Origin of the sequence: Streptomyces sp. NPDC051018, from assembly GCF_044456085.1 — a bacterium.
Classification (GTDB): Bacteria; Actinomycetota; Actinomycetes; order Streptomycetales; family Streptomycetaceae; genus Streptomyces.
In genome coordinates this window covers 57,325-76,696 of the sequence record NZ_JBITFN010000002.1, presented here as the reverse complement: position 1 = coordinate 76,696, position 19,372 = coordinate 57,325, and the positions used below count along the sequence as shown (strand labels likewise).

At 72.0% G+C, this 19,372-nt stretch carries 12 protein-coding genes and 2 pseudogenes; 8 read left to right on the top strand and 6 right to left on the bottom strand.

Annotation, left to right across the window (positions count from 1 at the left end):
- Positions 1-669 precede the first annotated feature (669 nt).
- Together ACIBCM_RS04200 and ACIBCM_RS04195 are read left to right on the top strand one after the other, a co-directional pair.
- The gene (locus tag ACIBCM_RS04200; RefSeq protein WP_399239997.1) at positions 670-1,746 is read left to right on the top strand and encodes a S1 family peptidase; all 1,077 of its coding nucleotides are present in this window, start codon (positions 670-672) and stop codon (positions 1,744-1,746) included.
- A 205-nt stretch (positions 1,747-1,951) separates the two neighbouring features.
- Positions 1,952-2,782 (top strand): MerR family transcriptional regulator, encoded by an 831-nt coding sequence (locus ACIBCM_RS04195; protein ID WP_399239994.1) that lies wholly within the window; start codon positions 1,952-1,954, stop codon positions 2,780-2,782.
- Between the two features lie 56 nt (positions 2,783-2,838).
- On the opposite strand, the gene ACIBCM_RS04190 is transcribed toward ACIBCM_RS04195, so the two are convergent.
- The 3 genes from ACIBCM_RS04190 to ACIBCM_RS04180 form a co-directional block, all read right to left on the bottom strand.
- Entirely contained in the window at positions 2,839-5,169 is a 2,331-nt protein-coding gene (locus ACIBCM_RS04190) for a 3-hydroxyacyl-CoA dehydrogenase NAD-binding domain-containing protein (RefSeq protein ID WP_399239992.1), read from the bottom strand.
- Complete coding sequence (locus ACIBCM_RS04185) at positions 5,166-6,380, bottom strand: acetyl-CoA C-acetyltransferase (protein ID WP_399239990.1); 1,215 nt, start codon at positions 6,378-6,380, stop codon at positions 5,166-5,168. The genes ACIBCM_RS04190 and ACIBCM_RS04185 overlap by 4 nt, the downstream gene beginning before the upstream one ends.
- Before the next feature lie 63 nt (positions 6,381-6,443).
- The gene (locus ACIBCM_RS04180; protein WP_399239988.1) at positions 6,444-7,763 is read right to left on the bottom strand and encodes a CaiB/BaiF CoA transferase family protein; all 1,320 of its coding nucleotides are present in this window, start codon (positions 7,761-7,763) and stop codon (positions 6,444-6,446) included.
- 197 nt (positions 7,764-7,960) lie between these two features.
- Here ACIBCM_RS04180 and ACIBCM_RS04175 point away from each other — a divergent pair.
- Positions 7,961-9,159, top strand: a pseudogene (locus ACIBCM_RS04175) (saccharopine dehydrogenase family protein).
- Positions 9,160-9,450: 291 nt separating this feature from the next.
- Here the strand turns inward: ACIBCM_RS04175 and ACIBCM_RS04170 are convergent.
- Both ACIBCM_RS04170 and ACIBCM_RS04165 read right to left on the bottom strand, forming a co-directional pair.
- Positions 9,451-9,753, bottom strand: coding sequence for a hypothetical protein (locus tag ACIBCM_RS04170; protein WP_399239986.1), 303 nt, complete (start codon positions 9,751-9,753; stop codon positions 9,451-9,453).
- Between the two features lie 49 nt (positions 9,754-9,802).
- Positions 9,803-10,558: an endonuclease V gene (locus ACIBCM_RS04165; RefSeq protein ID WP_399239984.1), complete on the bottom strand. Its 756-nt coding sequence runs from the start codon at positions 10,556-10,558 to the stop codon at positions 9,803-9,805.
- Positions 10,559-10,751: 193 nt separating this feature from the next.
- On the opposite strand from ACIBCM_RS04165, the gene ACIBCM_RS04160 reads away from it, so the two are divergent.
- Both ACIBCM_RS04160 and ACIBCM_RS04155 read left to right on the top strand, forming a co-directional pair.
- The gene (locus ACIBCM_RS04160; RefSeq protein WP_399239982.1) at positions 10,752-11,405 is read left to right on the top strand and encodes a nucleotidyltransferase family protein; all 654 of its coding nucleotides are present in this window, start codon (positions 10,752-10,754) and stop codon (positions 11,403-11,405) included.
- Between the two features lie 211 nt (positions 11,406-11,616).
- Positions 11,617-12,657, top strand: a complete 1,041-nt coding sequence (locus ACIBCM_RS04155) for a hypothetical protein (RefSeq protein WP_399239980.1) — start codon at positions 11,617-11,619, stop codon at positions 12,655-12,657.
- Between the two features lie 182 nt (positions 12,658-12,839).
- On the opposite strand, the gene ACIBCM_RS04150 is transcribed toward ACIBCM_RS04155, so the two are convergent.
- On the bottom strand, positions 12,840-13,928 hold the full coding sequence (locus ACIBCM_RS04150; protein WP_399239977.1) for an oxidoreductase: 1,089 nt from the start codon (positions 13,926-13,928) through the stop codon (positions 12,840-12,842).
- Between the two features lie 459 nt (positions 13,929-14,387).
- On the opposite strand from ACIBCM_RS04150, the gene ACIBCM_RS04145 reads away from it, so the two are divergent.
- The 3 genes and pseudogenes from ACIBCM_RS04145 to ACIBCM_RS04135 all read left to right on the top strand — a co-directional run bounded on the left by ACIBCM_RS04145 (position 14,388) and on the right by ACIBCM_RS04135 (position 19,304).
- Entirely contained in the window at positions 14,388-14,804 is a 417-nt protein-coding gene (locus ACIBCM_RS04145; RefSeq protein ID WP_399239975.1) for an SsgA family sporulation/cell division regulator, read from the top strand.
- 453 nt (positions 14,805-15,257) lie between these two features.
- Complete coding sequence (locus tag ACIBCM_RS04140; RefSeq protein ID WP_399239972.1) at positions 15,258-16,916, top strand: ABC-F family ATP-binding cassette domain-containing protein; 1,659 nt, start codon at positions 15,258-15,260, stop codon at positions 16,914-16,916.
- Between the two features lie 100 nt (positions 16,917-17,016).
- Positions 17,017-19,304 (top strand): annotated as a pseudogene (locus ACIBCM_RS04135) (ATP-binding cassette domain-containing protein).
- Positions 19,305-19,372: the final 68 nt, after the last annotated feature.

Below are 19,372 nucleotides of genomic sequence, written 5' to 3'. Positions count from 1 at the left end.
CGCCCGGGGCGGCGGGATGGCAGGGAGCCGGTCCGCCGAGGCCACGCGGGCGGATCGGCCCGCCCCACCGCCGGAGGACAGCGCGGCCGGAGCGACGGTTTCACCTTCCCGGCCGTACCGCCGCGTCCGGACGGCGCACCACCCGTACGGCGGCGGCCGATCGGCCGACCGGGCTCGCGGTCGGGGGTGTCACGGTCCCGCGCACGAGGCACCGGGGCCGGGCCGGCGGACAAGGCCGATCTGCGCCGTATCGCGGGCGAGGCGGGCGAGGAGGCGGGCAGCCGGTGAACCGCGAACGCGATGGCGCCCGGTGTGCGCTGCGGTGCGTACGTACCCGGGACGCACGGTGGGTGCGGACGGGAGCGGTCGTACGACATGAGCCCGGCCGATGGCCATGGCCCCGGCCCCGGACCCCCGTGACCGCGGCCGGGCCGGGCACACCCGGGGGTGTCGCGGCCGGCGCCTCGGCGCACTCGGGGAGCCGGTTCTGACGGCGTGTGAGGACCCCGTGCACCAGGAAGCGGCAGCGCCTTTCGGGTGTATCGGGGCGCCCTTGTGTGAGTGACAGGGGCATGCCACATTGAGCACCGGACCGGACCCGTCCGGTCCACACTGCTTCTCGCAATCCCCCACCTTCCCCCACGGGTCGTCTGCGAAGGAGAAGCCCCCATGAGTCGCACGCTCCGCGCGCGCATCTTCCTGTCCGTCCTGCTCACCCTGCCCGCCGTCGGGCTCGGCTCCGGCACCGCCGGTGCCGCCGAGCCGGACCCGTCCCCCAGCGGCGGCGCCGGTGTCATGGCGTCCCCCGGCCAGTACGCGCTCGACTCCCGGCTGGAGCGGACGCTCGGCGATCACGGCGCCGGGTCCTATCTCGACTCCGCGACCGGTGAGCTGGTCGTCGCCGTCACCGATGCGGCGGCGGCGGAAACGGTACGCGCCTCCGGCGCCCGCGCCGAACTCGTCGGGCGCAGCACCGCGCAGCTCCAAGCCGTGATGGACGTCCTGGAGGCCCGGGCGAAGATCCCCGGCACCTCGTGGGGCATCGACCCGGCGGCGAACCAGGTAGCCGTGGAGGCCGACGAGTCCGTCTCCACGCCCTCCATGGCCCGGCTCCGCGCGGTCGCCGCGAGCCTCGGCGAGGCCGTCCGGCTGCGGCGCGTGCCCGGGACCTTCACCAAGGAGGTGGCGGGCGGCGACGCCGTCCACGGCGGCGGATTCCGCTGCTCGGCGGCCTTCAACGTCTCCCGGGGCGCGGAACTCTTCTTTCTGACGGCCGGCCACTGCACCGAGTCGGCGGTCAGCTGGTCGGCGGTCGCGGGAGGCCCGGAGATCGGTACGCGCGAGGGCTCCAGCTTCCCCACGGACGACTACGGGCTCGTGCGGTACACGGGCACACCCGAGGCGCCCGGCACGGTCAATCTCCACGACGGCGGTGCCCAGGACATCACCTCCGCCGCGGACGCGATCGTAGGACAGGCGCTGCGGAAGAGCGGCTCGACGACCCGGGTGACCAGCGGCACGGTCACCGCCGTCGATGTGACCGTCAACTACAGCGACGGACCGGTGTACGGCATGGTCCGTACGACCGCGTGCTCCTCGGGCGGCGACAGCGGCGGGGCGCACTTCTCCGGCTCGACGGCGCTGGGTATCCACTCGGGCAGCTCCGGCTGCTCCGGGACGAACGGCTCGGCGATCCACCAGCCCGTCCGGGAGGTGCTGGGGGTGTACGGAGTGGAGGTGTACTGACCCGGGCGCACGGACCGGCCGCCGGATCCCGGGCGGGTGCTGAAAGGGGCCCGCCGGGACGGAATCCCTCGGCTGCGGGCCGCCCGCCGACAGGCCCCCTCCGCGACAGGCCCCGCCCGCGAGGACGACAGCCCCTCCGCCTCTTTCTCAGCAGTGGTGAGACAGCAATACTGTTGCACCGCGATCAGGAGAGCGAGGCGCAGGGATGGGGACCGGGACCGAGGAGCCGCGGCTGACGGTGGACGAGCTGGCGGCGCGGGCCGGGGTGACCGTACGGACGATCAGGTTCTACGGCACGCGGGGGCTGCTGCCCCCGCCGGTGATCGGACCGCGCCGGGTCGGGCACTACGGCCCGGACCATCTCTCCCGGCTCGCGCTGATCGAGGAGTTGCAGCACCAGGGCATGACGCTGTCCGCGATCGAGCGCTATCTGGAGCAGCTGCCGGACGATCTGAGCGCCCACGATCTCGCGATACACCGGGCCCTGGTCGCCTCCTGGGCACCGGACTCCGCCGAGACGGCGACCCGGGCGGAGCTGGAGCGGCGGGTGGGGCGCTCGCTGGACGAGGACGACATCGACCGGCTCGGCGCGATGGGCGCGGTACGGCGGGCCGGGGCCCCGGACACGTACTGGATCGACCCGGGGCTGCTGCGGCTCGGGGCGCAACTGCTGGACGTTCCGATCACCTGCGACACGATCCTCGCCGCCCGGACCGTACTGATGGAGCACACCCGCTCGGCGGCCCACGAACTCACCCGGCTGTTCCGGGACGAGGTGTGGGGCCCGTACCGGGAACGGGAGTCCGACCCCCGGCGGATCGAGGCGATGAGGTCCCTGTCCGCCCATATGCAGCCGCTGGTGGTGCAGGCGCTGGTCACCGCGTTCCAGCGGTCGCTGAAGGAGGAGCTGCGGGCCGCGTTCGGCACCGAGGACGCCAAGTACGCCGAGAACACTCAGAACACTCGGGACGCCGAGGACGCCGAGGACGCCGAGGACGGCGGTGGTACCGGACACGACCCGCACGGGGCGCCCTGATCGGAGCGCCCTGATCAGATCGTTCCGATCAGGACGCGGTAATCAGGACGCGGTGATCAGGACGCGGTGTCCGCGTCGGTGAAGGTCTCGCCGCGCCCGGCCTTCGCCACCAGCAGCGCGGGCGGCTCGAACCGCTGCCCGTAACGGGCGGCCAGCTCGCGCGCCCGGGCCGTGAACCCGGGCAGACCGCCCTCGTAACCGTTGATGTACTGGAGGACTCCCCCGGTCCAGGCGGGGAAACCGATGCCCATGAGCGAGCCGACGTTGGCGTCGGCGACCGACGTCAGCACGTTCTCCTCCAGACAGCGCACGGCGTCGAGCGCCTCGGAGAACAGCATCCGCTCCTTCATGTCCTCGAAGGGGACCCCGGCGTCCGGGCGGGTGAAGTGCTCGCGCAGGCCCGGCCACAGTCCGGTCCGCCCGCCCCGGTCGTCGTAGTCGTAGAAGCCCGCTCCACCGCCGCGGCCGGTGCGCCCGAACTCGTCGACCATCCGGTCGACGACCGCGTCCGCAGGATGCCCGGCCCAGGTGCCGCCGGACTCCTCGGTCGCGCGCCTGCTCTCCTCGCGGATTCTGCGCGGGAGGGTGAGGGTCAGCTCGTCCATCAGGGAGAGCACCTTGGCCGGGTATCCGGCCTGGGCCGCCGCCTGTTCGACCGACGCGGGGTCGACCCCCTCGCCGACCATCGCCACGCCCTCGTTGATGAACTGCCCGATGACACGCGAGGTGAAGAAGCCCCGGGAGTCGTTGACCAGGATCGGCGTCTTGCCGATCTGCCGGACCAGGTCGAACGCCCGGGCCAGCGCCGCCTCGCCGGTGTGCTCACCCTTGATGATCTCGACGAGCGGCATCCTGTCGACGGGAGAGAAGAAGTGCAGACCGATGAAGTCCCCGGGGCGTGCCACACCCCCGGCGAGGGCGGTGATCGGCAGGGTCGAGGTGTTGGTGCAGAGCAGCGCGTCCGGTTCGACGAGATCCTGGATCTCCTCGAAGACCTTGTGCTTGAGCCCGGGGTCCTCGAAGACGGCCTCGATGACGGCGTCACAGCCGGCGACGTCGGCGGGGTCCGCGGTCGCGGTGATCCGGGCGAGCAGGGCGTCACGCTCGGCCCGGGTCGTACGGCCCCGGTCCAGCGCCTTGGCGAGCAGGGCCTCGGAGTACGAGCTGCCCCGTGCGGCGGCTTCCTCGGACACGTCCTTGAGGACGACCTCGATCCCGGCGCGGGCGCAGGAGTACGCGATGCCGGCGCCCATCATTCCCGCGCCGAGGACGGCGACCCTGCGGACGGGACGGGGCTCGACGCCCCGGGGGCGGGCGGCCCCGGAGTTGACCGTCCGGAGGTCGAAGAAGAACGCCTGCATCATGTTCTTGGCGATCTGTCCGGTGACCAGCTCGGTGAAGTACCGCGCCTCGATGGTCTCCGCGGTCCCGAAGTCGACCTGGGAGCCCTCGACGGCCGCCGCGAGGATATTGCGCGGGGCGGGGCAGGGCGCCCCGGCGGTCTGCTTCCTCAGATTCGCGGGGAAGGCGGGGAGACCGGCGGCGAACCGCGGGTCCGCGGGGGTGCCCCCCGGGATCCGGTAGCCCTTGACGTCCCAGGGCTGGTGGGACTCGGGGCGGGAGTCGATGAAGGCGCGTGCCCTGGCGAGCATCTCCTCGGGTGTGACGGCCACTTCGTGGACCAGCCCGTTCTCCAGGGCCCGGCGCGGGGAATAGCGGTTGCCCTGGAGGAGGACCTTCAGCAGCGCGTCGGAGATGCCGAGGAGGCGTACGGTACGGGTGACTCCGCCGCCCGCGGGCAGCAGGCCGAGGGTGACCTCGGGCAGCCCGATCCGGGAGCCGGGGGCGTCGAGGGCAATGCGGTGGTGGCAGGCGAGCGCGATCTCGTAACCCCCGCCGAGCGCCGACCCGTTGAGGGCCGCGACGACCGGCCTGCCGAGGGTCTCGATCCTGCGGAGGGCGTGCTTGACGGCCATGGAGGCGTCGTACGCCCGCTGGGCCTCCTCCGGGCCGATCCGCATCATCTCCCTGAGATCGCCGCCCGCGAAGAAGGTCTTCTTGGCGGAGGTGACGATGAAGCCCCGGACAGAGTCCTTCTCGGCCTCGGCACGATCGGCGACGGCGGTGAGGGCGTCGCGGAACGCCTGGTTCATGGTGTTGGCGGACCGGTCCGGATCGTCGAGTACGAGGGTGACGACACCGGTCTCGTCCCGCTCCCAGCGGATGGCGGTTCCGTTCCCGCGCGTGTCCTGCGTGTCCCGCGTGTCCCGCGTATTCTGCGTGCTCGGCGTCGGCGTATCCGGCGTGCTCTGGGTGCTCTGGGTGCTCTGGGTCATGGTGGTCGGGTTCTCCGGGGTGGTGGTGGGGGCGGAGGCGGGCCGGGTCATACGCGTTCGATCACCGTCGCGATCCCCATCCCGCCGCCGACGCAGAGCGTGGCCAGGCCGTACCGCTTGTCCCGGCGTTCCAGTTCGTCGACGAGGGTGCCGAGGATCATCGCCCCGGTGGCGCCCAGAGGGTGTCCCATGGCGATCGCCCCGCCGTTGACGTTGATCCTCTCCAGCGGGAGGTCCATCTCCCGCGCGAACCGCAGGACCACACCCGCGAACGCCTCGTTGATCTCGACGAGGTCGATGTCGTCGATCGTCAGTCCGGCCCGGCCGAGCGCCTTGCGGGTGGCGGGCGCGGGCCCGGTCAGCATGATGGTCGGCTCGGAGCCGGAGACCGCCGCCGCGACGATCCGGGCGCGCGGCACGAGCCCGTACCGCTCGCCGACCGCCTTCGAGCCGACGGCCACAAGCGCCGCGCCGTCGACGATTCCGGAGGAGTTGCCCGCGTGGTGGACATGGTCGATCTTCTCGACCCAGTGGTACTTCTGGAGCGCCACGGCGTCGAAACCGCCGACGTCGCCGATGCCCGCGAAGGACGGTTTGAGCGCGGCGAGGCCGTCCGCGGTGGTGCCGGGGCGCATGTGCTCGTCGTGGTCGAGGACGAGAAGGCCGCCGCGGTCGCGGACCGGAACGACGGAGCGGGCGAAACGGCCGTCCTTCCAGGCCGCGGCCGCGCGTTCCTGGGAGAGGGCCGCGTACTCGTCGACATCGCGGCGGGAGAAGCCCTCGATGGTGGCGATGAGGTCGGCGCCGATGCCCTGGGGGACGAAACCGACGGAGAAGTTCGTCATCGGGTCGGCGAACCAGGCGCCGCCGTCCGAGGCCATCGGCACCCGGGACATCGACTCGACACCGCCGGCGAGTACCAGGTCCTCCCATCCCGACCGGACCTTCATCGCGGCCATGTTGACGGCTTCGAGCCCCGAGGCGCAGAAGCGGTTCTCCTGCACTCCGGCGACGGTGTCGGGCAGTCCGGCGGCGATCGCCGCGATACGGGCGATGTCGGAGCCCTGGTCGCCGACCGGACCCACGACACCGAGCACGATGTCGTCGACTGCGGCCGGGTCGAGGCCGGGGAAGCGGGCGCGGATCTCATGGATCAGCCCGACCACCAGATCGATCGGCTTGGTGCCGTGCAGGGCGCCGTTGGCCTTGCCGCGCCCGCGCGGGGTGCGGATCGCCTCGTACACATACGCTTCGGTGCTCAAGACAAGAGCCTCTCGGGGTGACGAAGGTGCGGGGGGTGTTGGGTCGGTGGGCCGCCGCCCGGCTCAGGGGCCGCTCCGGGGCCGGCGGGCCGGGTCGCCCTCCCCGGTGGCGCCCGGTCCGGACCCGCCGGCCGCGGCGGACCGACGCTCCGGGCCGGGCTCGGAGGACGGGCCCGTGGCGGAAGGCCGCTCCGGATCGGCCGCCACGTCCGGCGGTGCGAGTGCGGGTACCTCCCAGTCGCGCGCCACCCGGGCCGTGTCGGCGCCCGGCAGAGCCGGTCCCCTCGTCACGGCCGCGGGCGTGGCGGAGAACCGGGGCGCGGGAGCGGGCTGGGTGATCCCGCCGTGGCCGACGAAGGTGGAGCGTGCCGCGAGGTGCGGATGGGCCGGGGCCTCGCCCAGGGAGAGTACGGGGGCCACACACGCGTCCGAGCCCTCGAACACGGCCGTCCACTCGGCGCGTGTCCGGGTCCTGAAACGGGCGGCGACGGCGTCCCGGAGTTCGTCCCAGCGGTCGAAGTCCTTGCGTGCGGGCGCCTCGTCCCCGAGGCCCAGCAGCCGGACGAACTCGTCGTAGAACTGCTGTTCCAGCGCGCCGACCGCCATGTACCGCCCGTCAGCGGTCTCGTAGCAGCCGTAGAAGGGACAGCCGCCGTCGAGAAGGTTGGTCCCGCGCTGGTCCCGCCAGCCCCCGGCGGCCATCATTCCGTGGATCATCGTGGTGAGATGGGCGGCGCCGTCGACGATGGCCGCGTCCACGACCTGGCCCTTCCCGCCGTCGGTGCGCGCGTGTTGGAGGGCCGCGAGGACGCCGACGACCAGATAGAGCGACCCGCCCGCGTAGTCCCCCACCAGATTGGCGGGGACCGTGGGGGGCTCCCCCGGTCCCCCGATCATGCCGAGGGCGCCGGTGACGGCGATGTACGCGATGTCGTGCCCGGCGCGCTCGGCGAGCGGACCGTCCTGGCCCCAGCCGGTCATCCGCCCGTACACCAGCCGCGGATTGCGGGCGAGGCAGTCGTCCGGCCCCACCCCGAGCCGTTCGGCGACACCCGGCCGATAGCCCTCGATCAGGATGTCGGCCCGCTCCACGAGGTCGAGGACCCGGGCGGATCCCCCGTCGGCCTTGAGGTCGATCAGCACCGAGTGTTTGCCACGGTTCGTCAGGTCGTACGCGGGGTCGATCGCGAGCCCCGAACCTCCGGGCCTGTCGACGCGTACGACGTCCGCGCCGAGGTCGGCCAGCAGCATGGCGGCGAACGGCCCGGGCCCGATGCCCGCCAGTTCGACCACGCGCACGCCGCTGAGCGGGCCGTTCCCCGCCCCGGCAGTCGTCCTCGCAGTCGTCCTCGCGGTCGCCTTCGCCGTCGAGTTCGCCGTCATCGAGCCCCCAGCCGTGATGTGACACAAGTGATGTAACACCAATGATGGTAAGAACACGTTTCACCGCTTACAAGCGGTTTCCCCCGAGCGGGCCCGCGGATTCACCGGAAGACCGGAGTCCACCCCGGAGGCCTTCGCCCGTGCGCGGGGACGGCCTCAGCCACCACGACAGCTCGGGCGCACCGCCGGAGGAGCCATTGAACAGGCAGGACGGGACCGCTCGCACCGAGCGCCCGTACGACATCGTGCTCTACGGGGCGACCGGATTCGTCGGGGAACTGACGGCCCGGTACCTCGCCGCGCACGCGCCCGGCGACTGCCGCTGGGCGCTCGCGGGCCGTAGCCGCGCCCGGCTGGAGCGGCTGCGCGAACGGCTCGCCGCCGACCATCCGCGCCGGGCGGATCTGCCGCTGATCGAAGCGGGCGCGGACGACCACGGCTCGCTGCGGCAACTGGCGGAGTCCACCCGGGTGGTGGCCACCGCCGTCGGCCCCTGTCTCTGGTACGGCGAGCCGCTGGTCGCCGCGTGCGCGGGGCCGGGACCGACTACATCGATCTGTCCGGCGAGCCCGAGTTCGTGGACCGGATGCTCGTACGCCATGACACCCGGGCCCGTGAGACCGGCGCGCGGCTGGTCCACGCCTGCGGCTTCGAGTCCGTACCGCACGACCTGGGCGCGTACTTCACGGTCCAGTAGCTGCCCCGGGACGTGCCGCTGCGCGTGGACGGTTTCGTCCGGTCCGACGCGGTCTTCTCCGGCGGCACGTTCGCCTCGGTGCTCACCACGCTGGGCCGGGGCCGGCAGTTGCTGCGGGCCGCCCACGAGCGGCGGCTGCACGAGCCCCGTCCGGCGGGGCGGCGGGCGAGGGCGCCGATCGGCGGGCCCCGGTTCAGCAGGGAGACGGACGCCTGGGCGCTGCCCCTGCCGCTGATCGACGGGAAGATCGTCGCCCGGTCGGCGCGGGCCCTGCCCCGCTACGGCCCCGACTTCCGCTACCGGCACTATGTGTCGGTCCGCACGTTGCCGCTGGCCGTGGGCTCGGTGGCGGCGGCGGGCGCGCTGGCCGGGCCGGCCCAGCTGCCGCCCGCACGGCGCCTGCTCTCGGACCGGGTCCGGCCGGGTGAGGGCCCCGACGAGGAACGCCGGGCGAGAAGCTGGTTCTCGGTGCGGTTCGTGGGCGAGGGCGGCGGCCGGACGGTGTTCTCCGAGGTGTCGGGCGGCGACCCGGGCTACGACGAGTCGGCGAAGATCTTCGCCGAGTCGGCGCTGTGCCTGGTGTACGACGACCTGCCGGACACCTCCGGGCAGCTCACACCGGCCGCCGCGATGGGGGACGCGCTGCTGGAGCGCCTGCGGGGGGCGGGTATCCGGTTCCGGGTCGCCGGTACACGGTAGGCCGGGTCCTCGGCCATCCCGCCCCGACGGGCCGGCGCTCCCCCTCGGTCCGGCGGCCCGGGAGCAACCCGCCCGGGAGCCTCGCGGCGACGGAAGCCCCCGAACCACGTTGCCGGGATCCCCGGTACCCCCGTACGAGAGCGCCCCGGCGGCCGGACGCCGGGCCCGTCCTCCGGGCGGGCAGGGCTCCGGTAGCGGCACCGGCCCGGCCGTATCGTCACCGTCCCATCCGCCCCACGGGCTTCACCCCTCGGGCGGACGGCGCCACGCAGACGGCCCCGCGGGGCTGGTTCAGCCGGTCAGTACGGTGATGATCATCCATCCCACCCAGCAGAACCCCGCGACCGCGGCGGCGATCAGCACTCCCGTCACGGCCCTCTCCACGGGGTGGACGGAACCGTTCCGGGGGTGGCCGGACGCGGCGCGCGCCCCGTTCACCGGTGCGGGATCCGGTGCCGGTGTCCGGGGTGGGGCCGGGGCCTGCGCCCAGGCCACGGCCCGCCCCTGATCCTGCGTCTGTGCCCCTGCCTCCGCCCGTGCGTTCAACTGGGTGTGCGTCCGCGCCCGTGCTGTGGTCCGTGTCTGCGATGCCATGCGCGGAAGCCTGCCGATCACGGGACCCGGCCGGTATCCGGCAGCGTACTCAGCTGCCCGGATGAGTAGATGAGTACGGCGGCACCCGGCCGGCCGCGTCCGCGAGCGCCTGGCGGCACAGCCGGTCCGCCAGACGTGTGGTCTCGGGCAGGCGGTAGCGGGGGGTCAGGCGCAGTGTGTGGGCGCAGGCGTTGTCGAGGGTGACCCGGTGGCCGACCGACACATACACCGGTTTCACGCCCCTCTGCGTACGCAGGGCACGGCCCACCTCGTCCTCCCTCTCCTCCCCCTCGCCGATGTCGCCCTCCCCGGGCAGGAGCGCGGCAGCGTCGCCCCGGTCCGGGCCGAGGGGGCCATGGGTGAAGACGAAGGGGTTCTTGGCGACTCCGACGGCCGGCAGCCCGGTGAGTACGCCGAGATGGCTCGCGAGCCCGAACCGGCGCGGGTGCGCCCGGCCGTAGCCGTCACAGACGATCAGGCCGGGGTCCGAGCTGAGGGATTCGAGGGCGGCGAGCACGGCCGGCAGCTCCCGGAAGGCCAGCAGTCCGGGGACATAGGGGAAGGCGACCCGGCCGACGGCGGTGGACCGCTCCATGACCGCGAGGGTCTCCGGGTCCAGGACCACGGCGGCCGCGGCGACCAGATCGCGGGCGTCGTCGTACGCCACGTCCACACCGGTCACCGGGCCGGCTCCTGGCGGCGGGCCCGGCTCGTCCAGGACGACACGGGTACGCAACGCGTCCTGTACGGCGCGGGCCGCTTTCTCGTCCGCGGGCCAGCCCGCGGGCACGTCGATGATCCTCATGGTGCCGCCCAGCGTAGGCCGTTCCCTCACCGGAGCGCGGCCCGCGGGCCTCGCGGCCGGCTCTCCCGTAAGCGTGGGGTGGCCGCGGCGGCGCATGTGCGGGCCGGGCCGCATCGGCCGGGGGACTCCCGGGGTACGGGGCCCTCAAGGCGGATCGGCCCGTCCGGCGGATGGGCTGTGGTAGGCATGACGGGTGATCGGCCGACTCCCTCTCGACCAGCAACTTGAGACACTTCGTGTGGTGCTGTCCCGTAACGACATGCTGATGGAGGTGTTGGCGCGGACGGCGACATTGAATCTGCCCGGGTGGTATGTGACGGCCGGCTGCCTGTTCCAGACCGTGTGGAACGTCCTCACGGACAGCCCGCCGGCCAACGGCATCAAGGACTACGACGTCTTCTACTTCGACGCCGGCGATCTGTCCTGGGAAGCCGAGGACGCGGTGATCCAAGCCGGGCGGGAGGTCTTCGCCGGCCTGCCCGTAGAGGTCGAGATCCGCAACGAGGCACGGGTTCACCTCTGGTACGAGGACAAGTTCGGGGTGGCCTGTCCGCCGTACGACTCCACCGAGGCGGCCATCGACAGTTTCGCCGCCACGACGTGCTGCCTCGGGGTACGGGTGGAGGCGGACGGCCGATGGCGTGTGTACGCGCCGCACGGCCTGTCGGATGTGTTCAATCTCGTCGTCCGGCCGAACCCGGTACTCGCCCCGCAGTCGGTCTATGAGACCAAGGCGGCGCGGTGGCGGGAGCAATGGCCCGAGCTGACCGTGCTGGAATGGCCTTCCCCGGGAGCCGGGTCGAGCCACGCCGGATACACGAGCACCTCGAACTCACGCGCCGGCTGACGTCTGCGGCATGGGCGGCCCGGTCCTGGACCGGGGCTCTGCTGCCACTCGACGGCGACTCCGATGTGGACCCCGAGCCGGCGAACCAGGACCCCGGGGGATATGCAACGACCGTCGGACCGGTCACGGCGGTGGATCGAATCTCCGTGGCCCCGGCCTCGGCCATCGGCCACCATAGGCGGCGTTGTCCAGACAGAGGTGGTGGTCAGGAGTGGCGATTTCACGGGCGACACGGAAGTTGCTCGAAAGGTACGACGGCGATCCGGCCGCGGTGAGCTGGCGGTGGGAGTCGACGGCCGTGGACGTGGTCCTGCGGCACGGGTCCCGATCCGATGCGGAGGCGCTTCTCCCGGTGTTCCTCGACGATCCGGGAGCGCGCGGGAGCCTGGTTCCGGTCTTCGCCCGGCATGGGGACATCGGTGTGGCCGAACGCCTGCTGGACGCGAGCGTCGAGGCGGGCAGACTGCGCGACGGTGTGCCGACCGGGGTGCTGCGCGCCGTCGGATACCTGGGGTACGAGCCGGCCGAGCGGGTGCTGTGGGAGCACGTCGAGGGCGACGAGTCGAGGGACGCGTGCCTGGGGTTGCTGCACCTGTCGTGCCGAGGTCTGAGGAGCGAGATCGCGGAGGCTCTGGAACTGCACGCCGGCTCCAACTGGTTCCCCGAGTTCCTGCCGGTCCTCGCCTCGAAGACGGGTGATCCCTCGTGGCTGGGAAGGCTCGTCGAATGGGGTGAGGGCGGTGCGTCCACGGACTGCAACGGCGGGCTGATCCTGGGCATCGCCGTACACGGTGACGCCGGACGCGCCGCGTTCACCCGGCTGTTGTGGAATCCCCACTGGGAGGCATACGGCGGTGGGACGGGGTCGGACTACTGGGCGTACGCGGGCGCACGGGTGCTGGGTCTCGGTATGCCGGAGCTGTACGCCGAACTGGTCGCGCGGCTGGATTCCGACACGGACTCCGACGGCAAACGGCACTGTGTCAGGACTTTCACCGCCCTGCTGAGTCATTGGGTGGACCGCCGGTGGACCGGTCTGCGGATGGCGCCCGATCCGGATGAGAGCAGTGACGCGCTGTGCGCTCTTCTGTTCGAGTGGTCCTCGCCGCATGAGGACGACTCGTTGACCGGCCTGGCCGGCCGGGTGCTCGACCACGACGACAGGCTTGTCACCAGGTTGTACCACCTGGAGGCGACCCTGTGGAACGAGGCGAGGCACGAGCTGGAGCTTCGGGTGGTGGCCTCTCGGTGACGGGTGAGTTCCTGCCGGCTCCGCGGCTCGGATCCCCGGCGGGCCGAGGCCGACCGGTGCGGTACGAGCGGGTCGCAGGCTCCCTTCACGTTTCCGGCGCATGAGGGGGAGCTGGGTGCCTTCTGCCTCTTCGGGGCGGCCTTCCGCTCGGCCGCGGGCCCGGCGGGTCGGCGATCACGCCGTCAGCGGGCCTCCAGACGGGCCACCCGGCCCTTCTCGCCCGAGGCCCAGCAGCCCCCGCGGGGCGCGCAGTCGACGGTGTCGTAGGAGCCGGTGTCCACGGTCCGCCAGGTGCGGCCGCCGTCCAGCGTCAGATCGGTGCCGGTCGGTCCGACCGCGAGCGCGGCGGCGGAGCCGTACGGCAGCCAGGCCGCGCCCGAGCGGTAGGCGGGCGGCGGGACCGTGGACTGACGCCAGGCCCGTCCCCCGTCGGAGGTGACCGCGCCGGCACGCGGGGACGGCAGGCCGGTGCGGTAGTCACCGCCCACGGCGATTCCGTGCCGCCGGTCGCGGAACGCGAGCGCGAAGACTCCGCGGGCCGGATCGCCGGCCGGGACGGTCGAGGCGGCTGCGGTCCAGTTCAGCCCCCGGTCCCGGGAGTGCAGCACCCGTGCGGTGGCTCCGCCCCCGGTCGCGAGCCAGACGTCGCGGGGTCCCGAGGACACCAGACACTGCCCGCTTGCGGCGAAGCCCGCCTCGCCGGGCAGGGCCGCCGGCATCCCGGCGCTCGGCAGCACCCTCCAGGTGCGGCCCGCGTCGGCGGTCGACAGGATGCGGAACTTCCCGTCCACCGGGTCGCTCAGGGCGAGTCCGTTTCTGCCGTCGAAGAAGGTGACGCAGTCGTAGAAGGCCCTGGGGTCGGTGTTGCGGAACGACTCCGTCCAGGTGGTTCCGCCGTCCGTGGTGCGCAGGATCCGGGACGCCTCGCCCTCCCCGATGGCCAGCACCACGGCGCGCCGGCCGTCGAACGCCTCGATGTCCCGGAACTCCAGTCCGGCCGCGCCCGGGGGCGAGACATCGCGCCAGCCGCGTCCGCCGTTCCCGGTGCGCAGGACCGTGCCCTTGGCGCCCGCCACCCATGCGGTGCTGCGACTGACGGCGGCGAGGCCCCTGAACCGTACGTCCGTGCCGGTGGCCGTGAGGCTCCAGCCCAGCCGGCCGGCCGCGCCCCGGGGTTCGGCCCGGATCCCCGCTTCCGGCGCCCCGCTGGCCCGTGCCGGTGCGGTGAGGGCGGCGGCCATCGCCAGGACAGCGAGTCCCACCGACACCATTCGTCGCGTCTTCCCCTGGGGCATCATGGCGCTGGAAGCTAGCCCACCCGCAACAGCCCGTCCAGGGTGCGATTCCGGGCGTCCGCCGCCCGGCGGAGAACACCCCCGCGCCGGTTGCCCGCTCACGGCCGGGAGGCCCGGACGACGGATCGATCCGCCCACGAGGATCACGGCGACCGGATGCGACCGGACGGCGACCGGATCCGGACGGTCGCTCAGGGACGAACGGGCCTCACGCTCCGTACGGCCGACCGTGCCCGGGAGGCGCCGGAGGACGGAATCCGGGCGGCGCGAGGAAGCAGAGCCACCGCCCGTATCACCCCGTACCACATCTATTCGGGCGTCCGCGCGGGTCGGTGACACAAGTCACGCACCCCTCCGATGCACGAAATCGCCGATTCAGTGGTCTTTACCGGTGTCAGGGATGCGTCCGGGGGCCGCGCACAGAGGAGTACCAGCTTGACCACCATCATCGAACAGGCGGTACAGGCCAGGCTGATCGCTCCGGCACCCCGGACGGACTCGGTACCGGTGACGCTGCGTTACGACAGCGGCGATCCCTTCGCCGTACGGATCGCATTCCCTCCCCCGGCGACGCTGGAGGGCACGGAGGTCTCCTGGGTCTTCTCCCGAGAGCTGCTGGCGGCGGGCGTCGAGCGGCCGGCGGGGGTCGGGGACGTACGGATCAGGCCATACGGCCTCGACCGTACGGCACTGGAGTTCCACGCCCCTCAGGGCGTGGCGATGGTGCATGTCCGCACCGACGACCTGCGGCGTTTTCTGCGGCGCGCGCAGAGCGCGGTCCCCGTGGGGCTGGAGCATCTGCATCTGAACATCGACCACAATCTCGACGAGCTGCTGCGGGACGCCGCCTGAGGGCCCTTCCGGACCACGGCGGTTCACCCCCACCGGTCGCTTTTCAACAGGGCGTTTACCGGGCGCGGTCGTCAGGTCGGCAGGTCGGCAGGTGATCGAACCCGGTTCCCGCCCTCGGCACGGCGCCGGCCGGAGGGGCGCAGGCGTCCGTCACAACGTCGACGGCCCCCGAGACCCCCCGGGAAGAAAAAACCAGAAAATATCTTGACAGTATCCAGCGAGTCGTCTAGGTTCACTCGCGGTTCTGTTGCCGTCGATTGGAGAAGGACGTTGCTCGTCTGAGGTCCTGAGACACCGTGCGTCACCGCCGTTCCGGCGCGGGCGCAATGCGTGCGACCTCGGCATTCGAGCCGTTCTTCCCGGCCGGGACCGTCTTCTCCCGGCTCCTGTCGTGCGTTTCCCGGTGTCTCCACCCGTTGCCCTGCTCGTCACCACGCAACCGGGAGGCCCCGTATGTCTACTGCTTCCACCCATGTCACCTGCACCGCGCTCACCTTCTCCTGGCCCGACGGCACCACGGTCTTCGACGACTTCCAGCTGGCGGTCGGCCCCGGCAGGACCGGGCTGATCGGCCTCAACGGCTCGGGCAAGTCGACGCTGCTGAAGCTGATCTCCGGAGAGCTGGCCCCGTCCGGCGGCACCGTCCGCACGACGGGCGAGGTCGGCTTTCTGCCGCAGAACCTCGTGCTCGACACCGCGCTGCGCGTGGACGAGGTCCTCGGCATCGCCGGCACCCGCGCCGCGCTGCACGCCATCGAGGCGGGCGATCCGAGCGAGGAGAACTTCACGGCCGTCGGCGACGACTGGGACGTCGAGGAGCGGGCACGCGCCACGCTCGACCAGCTGGGTCTCGCCCATATCGGCCTCGACCGCACCATCGGCGAGGTCTCGGGCGGCGAGGGCGTGCTGCTGCGGCTGGCGGCCCTGCTGCTGGCCCGGCCGGATGTCCTGCTGCTGGACGAGCCGACGAACAATCTGGACCTGTACGCACGCAAGAGGCTGTACGACGCGGTCGCGTCCTGGTCCGGAGTGATGATCGTGGTCAGCCACGACCGTGAACTGCTCGATCTGGTCGACCAGATCGCCGATCTGCGCGACGGGACGGTCGCCTGGTACGGCGGCAACCACTCCGCGTACGAGGAGGCGCTCGCGGTCGAGCAGGAGGCGGCCGAGCGGATGGTCCGGGTCGCGGAGGCCGATGTCCAGCGCCAGAAGCGTGAACTGGCGGACGCACAGGTCAAACTGGCCCGCCGCAAGCGCTACGGCCAGAAGATGTACGACACCAAGAGGGAGCCGAAGATCGTCATGGGTGAGCGCAAACGCTCGGCCCAGGAGTCCGCGGGCAAGCACCGCATCATGCACACGGAGCGGCTCAACGAGGCCAGGGAGCGGCTCGACGCGGCGGTGGAGGCGGTCCGGGACGACGACGAGATCCGGATCGAGCTGCCGTACACCACGGTCCATCCGGGCCGTGGCGTACTGCGGCTGCGGGAACTGACGCTCCCCCATGGAGCCCGGGTGGAGGGCGAGTTCGAGATCCGCGGGCCGGAGCGGATCGCCCTCGTCGGCCGTAACGGCTCGGGCAAGACGACCCTGCTGCGGACGATCGCCGGCGAGCTGGCCCCGGTCGCGGGCGAGGCGGAGACCCTGGTGCCGCTGCGCTTTCTGCCCCAGCGGCTCGATGTGCTCGACGACACGCTGAGTGTGGCGGCGAATGTGGCCGAGGTCGCGCCCGCCGCCACCAACAACCGGATCAGGGCGCAGCTCGCGCGCTTCCTGTTCCGGGGTGCGCGGGCGGACCAGATCGCCGGCACCCTGTCGGGCGGGGAGCGGTTCCGGGCGGCGCTGGCGTCCCTGCTGCTGGCCGAGCCGGCGCCTCAGCTGCTGATGCTCGACGAGCCGACGAACAATCTCGACATGGCGAGCGTACGGAAGCTGACGGCCGCGCTCGACGCCTACGAGGGCGCGCTGATCGTGGCGAGCCACGATGTGCCGTTCCTGGAGTCGATCGGCGTCACCCGGTGGCTGCTGATGGACGGCGGACTGCGGGACACCGACGCTGAGGCCGTCCGCGAGGGCAGGCTCGGGGAGAAGGAGGTGCGGGAGATGTGAACCGATCACGGGCGGCGGCCGGGGTCCCCCGCTGACCAGCGGTCCCCGCGGCCCGAAATCACGACAGAAGGTGTCGTGATTTCGGGCTAGCGTCGCCCGCATGCCAGAGAACATCGTCATCACCGGCGCGCGGGAGAACAATCTCCGGGACGTCTCGCTCGCCATCCCCAAGAACCGGATCACCGTGTTCACCGGTGTGTCCGGTTCGGGGAAGTCGTCCGTCGTCTTCGACACCATCGCCGTCGAGTCGCAGCGTCAGCTCAATGAGACCTTCACCTGGTTCATCCGGAACCGGCTGCCGAAGTACGAGCGCCCCCACGTCGACGAGATCGACGATCTCTCGGTGGCGATCGTCGTCGACCAGAAGCCCGTCGGCGGCAATGTGCGCTCCACCGTCGGAACGATGACCGATATCTACTCGGTGATCCGGGTGCTGTTCTCGCGCCACGGCACGCCGAGCGCGGGTGCGGCCACCGCGTACTCCTTCAACGATCCGGCCGGTATGTGCACGGTGTGCGACGGCATCGGGAAGACGGTGCGGCTCGACATCGACCGGGCCGTCGACTGGTCCCGGTCGCTGAACGAAGGGGCCCTGCTGCTCCCGGGGCTCGCGGTGGGCGGCTGGGAGTGGACGCTGTACGCCGCGTCGGGCCGCTTCGACCCCGACAAGCCGCTCGGCGAGTTCACCCCGGCCGAGCGCGAACTCCTCCTCCACGGAGGCGACTTCACGGTCCGGCTGGAGTTGAAGACGGGCTCCTTCGACACACGGTTCGAAGGGATCGTCACCCGGTTCACCCGGCTCTTCCTCAAGCGCGACACCGCGAATCTCTCGGAGAAGCGCCGCGAGGCCGCCGAGAGCTTCACCGTGCACCAGGCGTGTGAGGCATGCGGCGGCGCCCGGCTGAACGAGGCGGCGCTCGCGTCCCGTATCGACGGGCTGTCCATCGCCGACTACACACGGATGGAGATCACCGACCTGGTGGAGGTGCTCCGCCGGATCGACGACCCGGTGGCCGGACCGATCGCCGCCGCCGCGCGGGACGGCTGGAGCGGCTGGCCGGCATCGGGCTCGGCTATCTCTCCCTGGACCGCGAGACCACGCCCCTGTCGGGCGGTGAGGGGCAGCGGCTGAAGATGGTGCGCCATCTGGGCAGTTCGCTGACCGGGCTCACCTTCGTCTTCGACGAGCCGAGCACCGGGCTGCATCCGCGCGATGTGGGCCGGCTGAACGATCTGCTGACGCGGCTGCGCGACCGGGGCAACACGGTGCTGGTGGTGGAACACGACCCGGATGTGATGGCGATCGCGGACCACATCGTCGACATGGGCCCCGAGGCCGGTACGGACGGCGGGCATGTGGTCTATCAGGGCCCGTTGGACGGGCTGCGTGACGCGGACACGCTCACCGGGCGGTGTCTGCGCCGCCGCACCCCGATGAAGCCGTCCTTCCGCTCCCCCACCGCATGGCTGCGGATCACCGGTGCGGCGCTGCACAACCTCAAGGGGATCGATGTGCGCTTCCCGGTCGGAGTGCTCACGGCGGTGACCGGAGTCGCGGGTTCCGGCAAGTCCACTCTGGTCTCGGAGGTGTTCACCGGGGCCTACCCGGACGCGATCGTGATCGACCAGGGCGCGATCACCGCCTCCTCGCGGTCCACCCCGGCCTCGTACCTCGGCGTGATGGACACGATCCGCAAGGTCTTCGCGAAGGAGAACGGCGTCAGGCCCGGACTGTTCAGCTTCAACTCGGCGGGCGCGTGCCAGGAGTGCTCGGGGCGCGGGGTCATCCACACCGACCTCGCCTTTATGGACCCGGTGACAACGACCTGCCATGTGTGCGAGGGGCGGCGCTTCCACGACGACGTACTGAAGCACCGGGTCGCGGGGCGGTCCATCGTCGACGTCCTGGACATGACGGCGGCCCGGGCCATGGACTTCTTCGAAGACCCGCCGCTGCTGCGCACGCTCCGTACGCTCAACGACGTCGGGCTGACGTATCTGACGCTCGGCCAGCCGCTGAGTTCCCTGTCGGGCGGGGAGCGGCAGCGGCTCAAGCTCGCCACCCGGTTGCACCGAACGGGCAGTGTGTACGTACTCGACGAGCCGACCACCGGATTGCACATGGCGGATGTGGACACGCTGGCCGGGCTGCTGGACCGGCTGGTGGACGCGGGGAACTCGGTGATCTGCGTCGAGCACAACATGGATGTGGTCAAGCGCGCGGACTGGGTGATCGATCTGGGCCCCGACGGCGGCAAACACGGCGGTGAGCTGGTCTTCGAGGGCACTCCGGAGCAGCTTCTCGGCCATCCCGGGTCGTTCACGGCGGAATATCTGCGCAGGGAGCTGGGCCGGGGCCCAGCCGGCGGGCGGGGGCGGCAGGCGTGATCCGCCGCCCGGTGGAGGAGCGCCGACGGCGCTCAGGACCGGCCGGGGCGGTTTAGGGGCGGGCTCGG